This window comes from Anaerolineaceae bacterium oral taxon 439, from assembly GCA_001717545.1.
Classification (GTDB): Bacteria; Chloroflexota; Anaerolineae; order Anaerolineales; family Anaerolineaceae; genus Flexilinea.
Genome location: CP017039.1, coordinates 830126 through 844673, shown reverse-complemented (window position 1 = coordinate 844673; position 14548 = coordinate 830126). Strand labels below are relative to the sequence as shown.

The window sequence follows — 14548 nt, the reverse complement described above, 5'->3', positions numbered from 1 at the left end:
GCCAAATCAAATATCCATCCCGGCGAAGATTTCGGCGGCGCCGCGTTGAAGCGCCGCGATATCCGCGTCGGCCATACCCAACGTCTCGCAATATTTTCGCAGCAGGTCAGCCGGAGACAGGCTGCTGACCGGGGTATCCGAGCTGATCCGCTGCCGCATGGGACGCTCGGGGCGCTGAATAAGATGAAATTCGAGCGCACCCCGCATTCGCCGCCTCGCTTCGCGAGGATCGAACGCGGCTTCCCAATCCGCCGGATAACGGATCGTCAGCCGGACCATCGCGTCCTGAGCGAAGGCTTCGCTCGGTAGCGCCGCCAGGACCTCGTCCTGAAACGTCTCCTCGCTGGCGATCCGGATATCCCGGCTGAAGAACCTTCGCCCGGGAATCTCGCGGAACGTGTACGTCGCGCTACCGGGCTGAAGCTCGGCAATCACGAAACCCTTTGGGTCGCCCGCTTCGCCGAAATTCACGCGTTCAATCGAGCCGGGATAAACGACCGGCGGCTGCGCGCCGGGATTAAGGTCCTGAAAAAGATGAATATGTCCCAGCGCGGTATACGTAATCCGCGGATCGCGCGTCAGCGCGACCGGAAGCGTAATTTCTCCGCCCAGCGTGACCATCTGCTGATTCGGGTAACGCGCGCCCGCGACCGCATAGTGCGCCATGAGGACGGTCGGGAGCGCGGGATCGGTCTTGGCGAGAAGCGCCTCGATCCAGCCTTCAAACGCGTCGACGACCCGGTCCGTCAGCTCGTCCGCCGTCGTTTCCAGCTCCAGCGCGTTCAGGATCACGCGCGAACGAGTAATCCAGGGGACGGTAATCACCTGAACCGCCGCCCCGTCCAGCTCCGCCGGCGTCCAAAGCCGCGGCTCCCCGCTGGCCAGGTGCAGGTAAGGAATATCGAACGAGGCAAATTCCTGAAGCGCGTCAGCTTTCGTCGACGTCGGAGTCAGATCATGATTCCCGGGGATCATCAGCGTCGGGATCCGCGCCGCCGACAGCCGCATCATGCGCCGGTCCCATTCTCTCTGAAACGTCGGGCTCGGCGTTGCGTCGCGGTAAGCGTCGCCGGCGAATAAGACCAGATCGACGTTTTCGTCGATCGCCGTGTCAACGATCGTATCAAACGCTTTCAGGAAGTCCAGCGTCCGATAGGAGAACCCGGTCGCCGGATCGCGCTTTCCGCCGGAGACACAGTCGATATGCGCGTCCGCAAAATGAAGGATTCTTACCGGCATGTCGTTTTCATTTCCGTCTAAAACCCGTTATTCGCCTTCACCGTTTCGCAGGCGCCAAAGCCGGGATGGATATCGAGGCAGGTCGCGATATCGTTATTCGCGTCGGCGTACCGCCCAAGCGCCAGGTTCGCCATCGCCCGCCAATAATACGCCTCTTCGAGATAGGGCTCTTTCGTGCTCGCGATCGCCAGATTCGCCAGCTCGATAACGTCCTGATACCGTCCGCTGTAATAATACGCGAGGAAAGGCCCCGTCCGATACCAGATCATCCGGTACGGACGTCGTTTCACGCCAATCGAGTTATAGCAGGTAAACGCCTCATCGAACGACGCGGCCCCGCCGGCATAATCGTTCAGGTCGACAAGCGCGTCGCCGCGGTTGAAAAGCGCGTAGAACTTCTGCTCATCGGAAACGGCCTCTTCGACCTGCTTTTCGGCGAATTTATACGCGTTTTTATTCGCCCAATCGTTATTCGTGTACGGTCCGAGGAGCCGGTAAAGATCGCTCTCCAGCTCGGCGGGGTAAACGACCAGAAACGCGTTATTAAACGAAATCCATTCTTCCGCCAGCTGAGTATAATCGACGCGCCAATCGGCCTCGTAGTAGGAATCCTGGACGATCCACTGCCGCTTCAAATCGTCATACCCGCTCACGACATTGAAATGCCCCATCCAGCTCAGCGTCCCGTCGACTTCATGCATGAACGCGCCCTTCTCGATCAGGACCGGGAAATCGTTGACGATCAATTTTTTTATCAACTCGTCCGTTCCTGCGGTCCGCAGGATCGCGCGATAACCGGTTTCCGACTGCACGTACTCGATCATCTCGCTCGGCATCACATTCTTATCCTTATCGAACGGCTTGAGCGCTTTCCCGGTGACCGTCCGGTCTCCCTGCCAGCCCCAATACGTCAGCGCCATCGACAGATTTGTCGGCGCGCAGTAATTCCAGATACCATGCTGCGTTTCGTATTTTATCCCTTCGATCCGGTAGCTCGACGGGAGCGGATACGGCGTTTCGGTCGGCGCGGGCGTTGGCGAAGGGGTCGCGGTCGGGACCTCGGTATCCTCCGGACGCGGGGTTGACGTCGGCTGCGTCGGCGTCGGCGAAGGCGTCGGCGTATGCGTCGCGAGAGCCGTCAGCGGGATCAGCGCGTTCGCCGTAGCCGTCCGCGCCTCGACAGGAATAAAGACGCTTTCGCCCGGATGATTCGTCATGAAAAACAGCCGCGTCTTCAGCTCGTCGATCCTGGCCATCAGGATCAGACGCGCCGGCGTAACCGTCGCCACGCAGACGATAAAAATGACAATGAGGATAAAAAAGATGGGAGGTCCGTATTCTCGATCTGAATGCATAAAGGGAAAAGTGATCCTGAATCCGTCTTTCGGACGGGAACGAAACCGCGACGGAGGCCTTCGCTCACGCGGCGTTCGCCCTGATGATTAATCCTGCGTCTCGTCGTCTCCGTAACTGACTTCGAACTTAATCTGCTCCGGGCGAACGCGGAGCCAGAGCGTAATTTTCTGGCCTTCGTCCGTATCGAACGCCCGCGCCGCAATAATCGGCATCTCATGTTCCCCATATTCGTTCCGGTACTGGAGAACCATCGTATCCTGCTGGTTCCAGGTCTGATGGCAGCGTTCGATCAACCCGGTCCCGTTCATCGTGCGCAGGTGCGTCATCACAACGCCATACGCGCGCGTCCCGTTGATCACGGCGCTGGCCCAGTCGCCGGGAACAGGTTCGAACGTCGGCGGCGGTCCTTCTACGATTGATATCTTGTTATTCATGCCTGTCTTTCCTATTACACGTCTTTATCTTACCATAGGTTCCCGCCGGAGAATGCGAAATAGAGTCAAATTTGTCATGGATATGCGGGAGAAAAGGTGATCTTTAACCTGCCTGGATCCGTTCGATCCAGTCCATCAGACGATAGATCGCCCCGCCCTGAAGCGCGATATGCCCCCCGTCAACATACATCTTCACCATCCATGTCGAGGTAAACAGGATCAGCAGCAGCGCGAAGCTCAGCCGCGAATAACCGTCGTCCGGCTCGGCCGCGGCGCGGTCCGTCAGCCCGAACCGCTCGATCGTCACTGTCCCGATCGGGAACAGGTTCATTCCATACAGGTAGATCAGCCGCCCCCAGTCCGAGCTGAAAAACGAGATCGCCGCCGTACTCAGCGCGAAAGCGCCGGCCAGCCAGCCGAACGGCGGTTCGCCCTGAAGCCTGGCACGAACGGCCCGCGCGATCCCGAATCGCCGTTCGAGCAGCGCCATCGGGACCAGACTCAGCGCCGCCGCCGTCAGGTATGAGAAAAACGTCTGCGGAAAGGTCAGCTTATCGAAAACCGGCTGAAGCCCGTCCTTCAGCGGGATCCCCAGCCACCCCATCGCGCCGCTCTGCGCCGTCAGCTCATAATTCGGGATCAGCCCTTCCCAGGACGAAGCGATCCGGTCCAGATCGAAATACTGGTTCGACAGCCCGAAAAGCCAGACCAGATTCCCGATCAGGAAAACGATCCCGACGACGGCGATCAGCGCCCGGCTCCGCCGCGATCGCCCGCTCTCCGTCACGAGCAGCAGCGCTAAAACGAACGGAAAGTAAAAGAGCGCGTATTCATGGATCAGCGCGCCGATTTCATACAGGACCAGAATCAGCGGGAACGCGATCCGCAGCTTTACGCGCCGACGAATCAGCTCATACGCGAGAAGGAAGAGGACGACAAGATATACGTCCTTCCGCCCGTACGCGTCGAAATTATAGGCGGTAAATAAAAACCCCGTCGGCGACAACGCGAACAACAGCCATTCGCGGTCGGGGACCGACCGCGTTTGAACGAAGAACAGGATCAACTGGATCAGGTACCCCAGGATTACCGTCAGCGTCAGGAAGAAGACCGGCGATACAAACTGCGAAAAATAATAGGCGACGCGCCCGACCAGCCCGCGTCGGATGAACCCCGCCGCATAGTTGATCAGCAGCTCCGTCCAGGTATACGACTCCAGCGGCGCGCGATACAGCTTCAACCCATAGTAAATCATCAGCAATCCGATCGCGCCAAGGATCAGGATCCGCCGCTTCGTCCCGCTCACGCTTCGCCTCCGTCGCTCTCGCCGCCCCGCTCCCGGACCCGGTACAGGAATCGCCGCACCCCGGTCAGCAGCCGCAGCCCGGCCGCGTAAGCGCGGTACAGGAACGGGCGCAGCGGCAAGTCATACGCGCCGGGAGATAAAACCTCGTACCCGCCCAGCCCGCGCTTGAACTGGTACACGCCCCACATCCGATCCCCCTCGCCGAAAACGTCCGGCGCGCCCCAGAGATCATATACGCGCGCGCCCTCCGCCTTTGCGGTCCGGATCGCCTCCCATTGCAGCGCATAATTCGGCATTTTCTCGCGATGCGTCCCCGACGACATCCCGTAAACGTACCAGGCTTTCCCGGCGAACAGGAACAGCAGGACCACCGCGACGGTTTCGTTCCCGACCCCGGCGACCAGCGGGATCATCATCCCCGCCCTGTAAAACCGGGTCCACACGTCCAGGTAATACGCCTTTTCACGGATAATAAACCCGTCGCGCCGCGCCGTAACCCGGTACAGCTCGTAAAATTCTTCAAACTCCGATTCAGCGCCGCGCCGGACCGAAACGCCCTTTTTCAGCGCCAGCCGCGCTTTATACCGCGCCCGCTGCTTCATGTTCGCCAACAGCGTCTCCTCATCCGGCGTCAGGTCGATCCAGACTGAATTCGCGAACTGGACCTGCGCTTCGGAATAACGGAACCCGCGCCGCTTCAATAAACTCAGCCATGCGGCCCCATCCGCGTCCTCCCGGTACGTTTCGCTCCCGGGGACGCCGTACCCGATAGGGACGTCGCGGTCCGTTTTCAGGAAGATCGCCCCGCCCGCCCGCGCGTCCGCCGTCAGGTCCGTGAAAACCCGCTCGCAGAACGCCCAATCGGCAGCCTCGACCAGCGGACCGCGCGGAACGTAGCGAAATTCAAACGGTCCGGCGATCTTTTTTCGGAGAACGAGCGCCGCGGCGGCGGTCCGTCCGTCGGCCCCGATCCAGCGCAGCCAGCGCGGCCTCCAGCCATGCGCGCCCTTTAACGCGCCCCATTCCGCCGTTTGCAGGATCGACGCGCCGGGAAGACCGGAAATCGTCCCGTTCCAATCCGCCGGACAGGCGTCGTCAGCCCGGAACGTGATCGTCCCCCCGGTCACGACCGCCTCCGGCGGAACCGGTCGATCAGCGCCGCCAGCCGGTACGCGAGCGGCGCGTAAACCCGATCGAAACTCCCCAGCATGCGAACCGTTCGTCCGCCGTAACCGCGTTTGAACCGATACACACCCCAAAGTCCGTCGGAACGGTCGCGGAACTGCGCCTCTAAAACGGCCGGTTCCTCGTCCGGGATTCCCCAGAGATCGTAATCCGAGCAGCCGTACTCCGCGCAGATCCGCATCGCGTGGTACTGCAAAAAATGATTGGGCATGCGCTTTCGTTCCGCGTTCGCCGACGCCCCGTACAGGTAATATCCGCGCCGTCCCTGAATAAAGAGCATCAAAGCGGCGATCGGTTTCCCCTCCGCGGCTGCGACCAGGTTAAACCCCCTGTTCTCGCGGCGGAACGCGTCGTAGACCGCCTGATAATAAGACTGCGAATGCACCCCGAATTCATCGCGCGCGCCCGTTTCGGCGAACAGCGAATAAAACGTCCCGACGTCATCCGGCTTTTCCAGCGTCAGCCCCTGCTCCTCGCGCATCGAAAAATTCGTATTATAGCGCGTCTTCTGATTCATTCGCAACAGCCAGTCCGTCTCAGGCGTATTGACCGACAGCAGGATCGTCCGCGGCGGCTGAACCGTTGCGAACGCGTCCGTAAAGGCGCGCATCGACGCCATCAGCGCCGCGCCCTCCTCCGTATTTTCCTCAATCTCCGGCTCAACGCGTAAAAAAATCGCCCGCTCCCGGCGGCAGATCGCATCCACCTCACGCCAGAACAAGCCCAGCTCGTAAACGTTCTTCCGCCGCAGGATCGGTCCCCGCGGGATATACGCGATCGTCGCTCCCAGCGTCCAGCGCGGCAGCCTCCGGAACAGGATCACCGCCGCCGCCGCGTCGCAGATCACGTAACGCGCGCGCCAGCCGAACCGTTCCTTAACCCCGGCCCATTCAGCCGATTGAAGCACGGAACAATTCGGCTCCCCGTTCACGAACGACCGCCATCGCTCCGCCGTTGCTTCAGCCATGCGCCGCGTTCCCCGCTTTCCCGTTCAGTTTTCGATTCGATTTCCGCGCTGAAAAGAAGAGCGGCTTCCGCCCGTTCTTCGCGCCCGGCTTCCCTTTCCCGGCGGTCCCCGCCTCCTTCAAGGCGGGGACCGCCGGCGGCGCGTCCGCGCTGTCCGCCGCCTCGGCGGGGATATCCGGACGTTCAAGGCTCGCGTCCGGGATAACCTGATTCAGATATACCCGGATCCCATCGGAATCGTTCGCCTCAACCAGCTCCGCCAGCCGTCGGAGCGCCTCGTCGATCTCCTCCGGCGGGAGCAGGTCGTCGCGCTGAAGCTTGAAAATATCGGGATGAATCGTCGGGTCGAGCGTCTGACCCTCGTTCCAGAGGTCCTCGCGGAGCTTCTCCCCGGGGCGCATCCTGGTAAAAACGATCTCGATATCCTTTCCAACCTCCAGCCCGGACAGCTTGATCAGGTCCTCCGCGAGCGTGAAAACGCGGACCTGCATCCCCATATTCAATACGAACGTCTCGCGGCTCCGCGCCAGGCCCGCCGATTCGAGAACGAGGTAAACCGCCTCCGGGATCGTCATGAAATAGCGTTCGATTTCCGGATGGGTAACCGTGACCGGGCCGCCGTTCGCGATCTGACGTTTGAAAATCGTGACGACGCTCCCGCGCGACCCTAAAACGTTCCCGAAACGGACCGCGGTAAACGTCGCGTCCGAGAAACGCGATTCGTTCAGGACGATATTTTCGGCGATCCGCTTCGACGCCCCCATGATATTCGCCGGCCGGACCGCTTTATCCGTCGAAATCATGACGAATCGCCTGACCCCGTGCGCCGACGCGGTTCGGACGACGTTCCGCGTCCCGAAAATATTATTCGTGACCGCCTCGACGATATTCTGTTCCATCAACGGAACGTGCTTATGCGCCGCGGCGTGAAATACGACGTCGGGCTTCAGCTCCGAAAAAATCGCGTCGAGCCGCCCCGCGTCACGGATGTCCGCGATCTTCCCGACGACGTTGAGCTGCGGATAGCGATCGTGAAGATCGTTAACCGCTTCGAAAATACTGTTTTCGCCATGCCCCAGCAGGACCAGCGCCTTCGGCCGATACGCCGCGACCTGGAAACAGAGCTCGCGCCCGATCGACCCCCCGCCCCCGGTCACCAGAACGACCTGATCCACGATTACCGACCGGATATTCCGCTCGTCGAGCTTGACCGGGTCGCGCCGGAGCAGGTCGGTAATATCGATCTCGCGGATCTTCGAAACCGCGACCGTCCCGTTCAGGATATTATAAATCCCGGGCATGATCATAAACGACACCTTCCGCTCATGGCAGACATCCGCAACGGCGCGGACAATACTCGCGGGAGCGCTCGGGATCGCGAAAATACAGTCGGTTATCCGGTTTTTCTCGATAATCCGCGGAAGGTCGACGATCGTCCCTTCGACGCGGATCGACCGGATCATCAGCTTCCGCTTTTTCGCGTCGTCGTCAACGAAACAGACCGGCGTAATCCCCAGCTGCGGATTGCGGAGAATCTCGTTCAGGACCATGACCCCGGCGTCGCCGGCGCCAATGATAACGCCTTTACGGTGGAACTTTCGATTAACGAAGTCGCGCTGCTGTTCGTTGTCATGCGCCACGCGGATCAGGTAGCGGATCCCGCCGACCGCGATCAGCGATAACAGCGCGTCGATCGCGATCACCGAGCGCGGGAACCCGACCAGAAAGTTCATCCAGTTCATCAGAATCATGATAATTCCGACGACTCCCGAAGCGACGAAAACCGCGATCGCGACCAGGAGCCCTTCCTGAATCCCGGCGTGCGACCAGAGACGGCTGTACAGTCCGAAGCTCCAATAAATTATCGGTTTGATAACGAACGACACGGCCATCATGCGCCGCATCACCGGGATAAATTTGTAATAGAGATACGATTGCTCGAAACGGGTCAGAAAAGCAAGATTGACAACAATCAGGATCAGGACGAGATCGACCGCCATGACATGCCGATTCCGGAAAGATTTAATAAACCGAAAAAACATACCGCTCTCCTACCTGCCCTTCAGCCCGAAAACCGATTTGACCGTTTTGAACAGGATCGAAATATCGAGCGGAAGACTTCGCCGCTTAATATAGTACAGGTCGTATTCGAGTTTGACGGCGTTCTGTTCCGCGCCGGAAGCGTAGCCGTAGTTGATCTGCGCCCAGCCGGTAATTCCCGGACGGACGAGGAGCCGGCCGCGGTAAAACGGGATCGTTTTCTGAAGCTGCTCGACGATTTCTTTCCGCTCGGCTCGCGGTCCGACGAGCGAAACGTCGCCGCGGAGCACATTAATAAACTGCGGGAGCTCGTCGAGATGGCTCCTGCGTAAAAAGTTTCCCGTCCGCGTAATCCGCGAATCCGATTCAGACGCCGGACGCGCGACCCCGTCCGCTTCCGCGTCGGTAAACATCGTCCTGAACTTCAGGATCTTAAACGGCTCTCCGCGCAGCCCCAACCGCTCCTGCGTATAAAAAACCGGCCGGCCGGAGTCGATCAGGATCGCCAGCGCGATAAACGGGAAAAAGATCCCGGTCAGGATCATCCCGATCCCCGCGCCCGTCAGGTCGAAAACCCGCTTCACGACGTCCTGAAGGACGCTGGAATGCGCCTGGTCGTAAAAATCCCGAACCATCCAGTCCGTCCCCAGCAGGTAGACCGGGACCCGCTTCAATAAATCCTCATACACGCGCGGCATCGTCACGACCGTCAGCCCCGTTTCCTCCGCGATCGTCAGCGACTCGAACAGGTCCTTATTCATACGGTTGCTGATCGCCATGATCACGTGGCTGACGTTATACGTCGCGATCATTTTATAAAACGAATAGGAATCGCCCAGAACCGGGATCCCTTCGATCGTCTTCCCGATCTTTTCGGGATCGTCGTCAATAAAACCGACGAGGTCGTAAGGCGAATCCTTCGCGTCGCGGATAATTTGCGCAATGCGCGAGCCAGCCTTCCCCGCGCCGACGACCAGCGTCCGCGCTTTCAGGTTCGCCCCGGTCAGGAACCGGATATAAAGGATCCGCCAGACCGAGGTAAACAGCGAACAGGTCAGGATAAAGACCGCGACGCCCCGGCGAGGAAGTGCTTTCGGCGGCGCGACGAAAAAGATAATCAGGTACGTCAGGAATCCAATCGTGGTAACGAGCGAAACCGCCGTCATCGAAAACCGGACCGACGCGGCGCGCTTCACGTCGTACAGCGGGACCATCAGCAGCAGCCACAAAATCGGCAGCAGGTAAAACCAGTTTTCCGGACGTTCCGCGAAAAACTCAGGAGAGAACCCGAACCAATCATCCCCGCGCGCCCAGGTAATCAACGCGATCAGAAGCGCCATGCTCGTCGCCGTCAAGTCGCCCAGGAAAAGAACCGTCCGGCGTTCCGACGCCGTTAACCGCGACCTCAAGGATCGCCTGAAAGCATTATTCGCCATACCCTCGCTCACACCGAATCCGTGTCGCCGATCCCGCCGAAACGAAACGCCGGGGAACCCTCCGCCCTGTCCGGGCCACCGGGCGGGACGGGATCGTCCCGGTTATCCCGCGTTTTCCGCCTTTCCGCCGCGCGGCCGACGAAAAAGCCGCCGGGCAGCATGAAAAAGGAAACCGCCTCCCCAACAAAAGTGCATAATCGATACCGCGATCGGCATTCCCACGATTAACCCGAGATCGTCCTTTTTCCCAGCGCTGCGGATCGAGACGAAAAGCAGCGCGCCCAGATAAAAAATCCCCGTCAGGAGCAGCAGCGCCCGCGCCTCCGCCCAGAACAGCGACATCAGCGCAAGCAGCAATACGCCCAGAACGAAAAGCGGCGGAAGAAGCTGCCGCCAGCGCAGGCTTTTCGGCGCCTTCTCCAGCATCGCGACCTTCCAGTAACCGTACCGGAAATACTGCTTCCCCAGCGAGGAAAAAGAACGGCGCGCGAAATAAACGGATCGGATCGCCGGATCGAAAAAAACCTTTCCTCCGGCGGAACGGATCCGCGCGTTCAGGTCGTAATCCTCGTTGCTGAGGAGCGATTCGTCGTATCCGCCGAACCGGTCGAGCGTTTCGCGCCGGAACGCGCCGAACGGAACGGTATCGACGAACCCTGCCGCCTCGGAATACCGGTATTTTGCGTCGCCCGCCCCGATCGGAGAAGCCGCCGCCGCCGCGATCGAACGCGCCTGCCAGCCGTTTCCGTCAGCCCGGATATCCCATCTTCCTCCGACGTTCTCCGCCGTTCCCGCGTCCAACGTCGCGGCGCAGCGTTCAATATAATCCGGATTCGGGACGCAATGCGCATCCAGTCGGATAACAATCGAACCGGACGAAGCTTCAATCGCGCGGTTCAGCGCCGCCGGGATATTCCGTTCCGGATTATCGACGACGGCAACGCGCGGGAACGCGCGCGCCTCCGCCCAGCGGCGAATCACGTCGCGCGTCCGATCGGTCGACCTTCCGTCAGAGATCAGGACTTCAGTCGCCTCGGCAGGGAACGTCTGACCCGCCAGCGCGTCTAAAAGCAAGCCGATCGTCCGCTCTTCGTTGAAGCAGGGGACGATCACCGAAACAGTTTCCCGGATCATACAATCAATCAAAGACAATTACGGAATCGCGGCGATGACTTCAATTTCGACCGCCAACCCTTTCGGAAGTTTAGCGACCTGAACGGCGGAGCGCGCCGGGCAGTCCGTCTTGAAAAATTCCGAATAAACCGCGTTCATGGCGGCGAAATCGTTCATATCGCATAAAAAGACGGTCGTTTTTAACACGTTTTCCAGGTTCGTCCCCGCGTCTTCCAAAATTCCGGCGATGTTCGTCAGCGCCTGCCGCGTCTGCGCTTCGACGCTGTCGCCGGCAACCTCATTCGTCGCCGGATCGATACCTAACTGCCCCGATACGAAGACCAGCTTCTCAAAAGCGACGGCGACCGAATAGGGACCTAACGCCGCCGGGGCTTTCTTCGTTGTGATTATTTTTTTCTCTGCCATGTTTTCACTCCTTCGTGGTTATTGCGCGCCAGCCCCTCCCGGACGGAACGCCGTCGGCGGCCAGAAACGGCCGATCAAATCGAAAAAAGTCCGGCGCAAACCTGAGATGATTAACGCAATAAGCTATCTACCTATTCTACCATGTGTCCGCGTACAGCTGAAAATTCGCGCCGCCTTCGCGCGGCGCCGCCGGCGTTTTCCGGTAAAGGGCCGTATCGTCCGCCTCCTCCCGATTCGTCAGCAGCCTGGCCGGGCGGACAGAACTGTCAGGCTTTAATTGACCGTTTAAACCGATTTGACGGATTGGGTCGCGATATATGTTTTAATATTCATTTCATGAAGCCTGCCTGCGCCATTCGTATCTTCATATAAATCAAGAAGCGTGAATCCCGCCTTTAATTGGCCGCCTATCTGCTCGGTCATATTATGTGAAAACTGAATTCCGGAACCCTCCGCGATCATGTATTCCCAGGCTTTTTCGTCCTTTAACGGATTAAACGGCATTTTCCACACGATCTCCTTTTCTTCATTATCGACAATATAATTTATCTCGTTGTTCAATCCGGAAAGTAAAATACCGCCTTTTTTCAAAACTCTGTAAGCCTCATTAAAAACATGCCGTACATCTTCGACAAAGCAGTTTGAAACCGGATGAAATATCAGGTCAAAGCTCTCGTCAGCGAAAGGAAATTTTTTGGTCATGTCCCCTTCGATAGCGTTTATCTTGTATCCCTCCCTTTCCGCGACGAAGATTTCGGATTCTATTTGCCCGGATGAATAATCGAGCACTGTGCATTCAGCGCCAAGCGCGATAAAGATCGGCATCTGCTGTCCCCCACCCGACGCCAATCCCAGGATCTTCTTTCCTTTCAGATTTCCAAACCATTCATGGGGAACAAAAACAGTCGGCGTCAGCAGAACATTCCAATTCCCATGCTTTGCCTGAAGATATTCTTCATGGGAAACAGGCCTGCTCCATTCCCAGCCTTCTTCAACCCATCGATCAATCGTTTCTTTATTGATATCCTGATATGCCTTCACAATTTATACGCTCCTCAGATTCATATATATTCGCTGATATGATATCATTTTTTCGTCCTGTCCCGCGGCTTCAATGCATACTTTCCCGTCTGCGCAGGTTCTCCGTTTTACAAGCCTTTCCGCCGGCGACATCATACCTGTCCCGCATAAAAAGACCGCTCCTCAACCAGAGGAGCGGTCCTGAACGGGCCTTCGTCCCTGTTTATTTATAGGACCACTTATAAAAATTCTCTTTCCCGCCCAGAATCGAATACGTCCGATTCACCGCGGGGTCGCAGAGCTGCGAACGGGTGTACCAGTAAATCGGAGCCAGGGCCGCGTCCTCATAGACCAGGATCCGTTCAGCGTCGGCGTAAAGCTTCGTCCGTTCCGCCGTATCCTCGAGCGTCTGGGCGCGGTTGACGAGCGTTTCGTACTCCTCGTTGAACCACATCATTCCGCCCAACGGTTCGCTCCCGGCGACGCCGTCGACCGTCGGATTCGCCGACCCGCCTGATGAAACCGCGTCGTTCAAAAAGTTGGCCGCATCCATGTAATCCTGGCACCAGCCGAGACGGTAAACCTGCGGCGTTTCGAGCGATCGGACCGTTTTATAGTAAACGGCTAATTCCTGGCTCGTAATCAGCGCGTCGATCCCGAGAACCTCTTTCCACATCTGCTGAATTGCAAGAGCGATTTTATCTTCGTTTTCGTTCGCGTTATAGACGAGTTCGATCTTTATTTCCCCCGGGTCGGCGATACCCTGTTCCTCCATGTACGCCGCAATCAGCTCCCGCGCGCCCTCCGCGTCGTAGCGAATCCCCAATTCCGGATACGCTTCGAGCGTCGGAGCGGCCAGGAGACCGGGCCGGGAGAACCACTGCGCCGGGACTTCGCCGGATTTGGTAACATTGTCGACGAGCGCCTGCCGATCGATCGCCATCGAAAGCGCGCGCCGGACCCGCGCGTCGTTTACGAACGCCGCGTTCGTATTAAAGGCGTAATAATACGTGCACATATCTTCGCCGACCGAATACGCTTCGCTTAGCGCCGGATCGTTCTTGATCCGGTCGACTTCGGCGGTGGGGATCTCGAACATGCCGGTCAGCGTTCCGGCTTCGAATTCCGCCAGCGCGGCCGAATTGTCGAGGAAACGGAAGACGATTTCTTCGATTTGCGCCTGGGGAACGGATTCGACGTCGGCCGGCCAGTACGGATTTTTGACAATCGTAAACGAATCGTCGTGGATCCATTCCTTCGCCGCGTACGGACCGTACGTTTGAACGTTTTCAATCGAAATCCAATAATCCGCCGCTGCCTCCGTGCAGGCGTCGCCCTCGATGACCCAGGACGGGACGGCGTTATACGTCCAAAGCCCGGCGATCATATTATTCGCCGCGAACTCCGCGACCCAGGTTATTTCCAGCGTCGCGTCGTCAAGCGCCTTGACCTGAACGCTGTCCTTTGTCGCGCCTTCCGTACCGGAATAAAAATCCGCCGCGCCGGCGACATAATCGGTTACGATAAACGCGTAATCCGAAGCGGTCGCGGGGGCGGCCGACCGCTTAATCGCGTATTCGAAATCCCGCGCCGTAACGAAGCGGACGTTCCCGTCGCAGTCGACGACCGGCTCGACCGCGCCGGTTTCCAAATTGTATTTGACCCAGGGAATATCCGTCCGAATCTTGTACGTATATTTAATCGAACCGTCCGCGCCGGCTTCGCTTTTTTCAAGCCCGATCGCGACCGCGTTCTGAACCTCGGCCGTCTCCTCGTTCTGCATCGTCAGACCCATAAAGATCAGCTGAATAATCTGGTTCGAACTTGTATTCGTCGCCAGCGCGGGATCGATCGTCGGAACGTCGCTCGCGCCCAGAAGCCAGGAAATCGAATCGTAAGAACCGTCGTCCTCCGCGCGGTACAGCTCGTCCGGACTTATCCCGGAGCGACCGACAGCGGGAACGGAAAGAAAGAGAAGCGACAAAAGCGCCAGGCTTACCCAAATAAACAGTTTTTCCTTTTTCATA

At 58.5% G+C, this 14548-nt stretch carries 12 protein-coding genes; all 12 read right to left on the bottom strand.

Annotation, left to right across the window (positions count from 1 at the left end; translation table 11 throughout):
- Window positions 1–6: 6 nt before the first annotated feature.
- The 12 genes from BEQ56_03895 to BEQ56_03840 all read right to left on the bottom strand — a co-directional run bounded on the left by BEQ56_03895 (window position 7) and on the right by BEQ56_03840 (window position 14547).
- Complete coding sequence (locus tag BEQ56_03895) at window positions 7–1239, bottom strand: hypothetical protein (protein ID AOH42693.1); 1233 nt, start codon at window positions 1237–1239, stop codon at window positions 7–9.
- Between the two features lie 17 nt (window positions 1240–1256).
- Window positions 1257–2594, bottom strand: coding sequence for a hypothetical protein (locus BEQ56_03890; protein ID AOH42692.1), 1338 nt, complete (start codon window positions 2592–2594; stop codon window positions 1257–1259).
- A gap of 87 nt (window positions 2595–2681) precedes the next feature.
- Window positions 2682–3029, bottom strand: a complete 348-nt coding sequence (locus tag BEQ56_03885; protein AOH42691.1) for a hypothetical protein — start codon at window positions 3027–3029, stop codon at window positions 2682–2684.
- A 103-nt stretch (window positions 3030–3132) separates the two neighbouring features.
- Complete coding sequence (locus tag BEQ56_03880) at window positions 3133–4335, bottom strand: hypothetical protein (protein AOH42690.1); 1203 nt, start codon at window positions 4333–4335, stop codon at window positions 3133–3135.
- On the bottom strand, window positions 4332–5462 hold the full coding sequence (locus BEQ56_03875) for a hypothetical protein (GenBank protein ID AOH42689.1): 1131 nt from the start codon (window positions 5460–5462) through the stop codon (window positions 4332–4334). The genes BEQ56_03880 and BEQ56_03875 overlap by 4 nt, the downstream gene beginning before the upstream one ends.
- The gene (locus BEQ56_03870; GenBank protein ID AOH42688.1) at window positions 5459–6487 is read right to left on the bottom strand and encodes a hypothetical protein; all 1029 of its coding nucleotides are present in this window, start codon (window positions 6485–6487) and stop codon (window positions 5459–5461) included. Before BEQ56_03870 ends, BEQ56_03875 begins: the two co-directional genes overlap by 4 nt.
- Entirely contained in the window at window positions 6480–8528 is a 2049-nt protein-coding gene (locus tag BEQ56_03865; GenBank protein AOH42687.1) for a hypothetical protein, read from the bottom strand. The genes BEQ56_03870 and BEQ56_03865 overlap by 8 nt, the downstream gene beginning before the upstream one ends.
- A gap of 9 nt (window positions 8529–8537) precedes the next feature.
- Window positions 8538–9962, bottom strand: a complete 1425-nt coding sequence (locus BEQ56_03860) for a hypothetical protein (protein AOH42686.1) — start codon at window positions 9960–9962, stop codon at window positions 8538–8540.
- 102 nt (window positions 9963–10064) lie between these two features.
- Complete coding sequence (locus tag BEQ56_03855; protein ID AOH42685.1) at window positions 10065–11096, bottom strand: glycosyl transferase; 1032 nt, start codon at window positions 11094–11096, stop codon at window positions 10065–10067.
- A gap of 18 nt (window positions 11097–11114) precedes the next feature.
- Window positions 11115–11501, bottom strand: coding sequence for a reactive intermediate/imine deaminase (locus tag BEQ56_03850; GenBank protein AOH42684.1), 387 nt, complete (start codon window positions 11499–11501; stop codon window positions 11115–11117).
- Between the two features lie 285 nt (window positions 11502–11786).
- Window positions 11787–12542, bottom strand: coding sequence for a methyltransferase (locus tag BEQ56_03845; GenBank protein ID AOH42683.1), 756 nt, complete (start codon window positions 12540–12542; stop codon window positions 11787–11789).
- Between the two features lie 202 nt (window positions 12543–12744).
- On the bottom strand, window positions 12745–14547 hold the full coding sequence (locus tag BEQ56_03840; GenBank protein AOH42682.1) for a hypothetical protein: 1803 nt from the start codon (window positions 14545–14547) through the stop codon (window positions 12745–12747).
- Window position 14548: the final 1 nt, after the last annotated feature.

Coding starts and splice junctions, on each gene's coding strand:
- BEQ56_03895 (AOH42693.1), bottom strand. CDS start 1,239: ATGCCGGTAAGAATCCTTCATTTTGCGGACGCGCATATCGACTGTGTC.
- BEQ56_03890 (AOH42692.1), bottom strand. CDS start 2,594: ATGCATTCAGATCGAGAATACGGACCTCCCATCTTTTTTATCCTCATT.
- BEQ56_03885 (AOH42691.1), bottom strand. CDS start 3,029: ATGAATAACAAGATATCAATCGTAGAAGGACCGCCGCCGACGTTCGAA.
- BEQ56_03870 (AOH42688.1), bottom strand. CDS start 6,487: ATGGCTGAAGCAACGGCGGAGCGATGGCGGTCGTTCGTGAACGGGGAG.
- BEQ56_03865 (AOH42687.1), bottom strand. CDS start 8,528: ATGTTTTTTCGGTTTATTAAATCTTTCCGGAATCGGCATGTCATGGCG.
- BEQ56_03860 (AOH42686.1), bottom strand. CDS start 9,962: ATGGCGAATAATGCTTTCAGGCGATCCTTGAGGTCGCGGTTAACGGCG.
- BEQ56_03855 (AOH42685.1), bottom strand. CDS start 11,096: ATGATCCGGGAAACTGTTTCGGTGATCGTCCCCTGCTTCAACGAAGAG.
- BEQ56_03850 (AOH42684.1), bottom strand. CDS start 11,501: ATGGCAGAGAAAAAAATAATCACAACGAAGAAAGCCCCGGCGGCGTTA.
- BEQ56_03840 (AOH42682.1), bottom strand. CDS start 14,547: ATGAAAAAGGAAAAACTGTTTATTTGGGTAAGCCTGGCGCTTTTGTCG.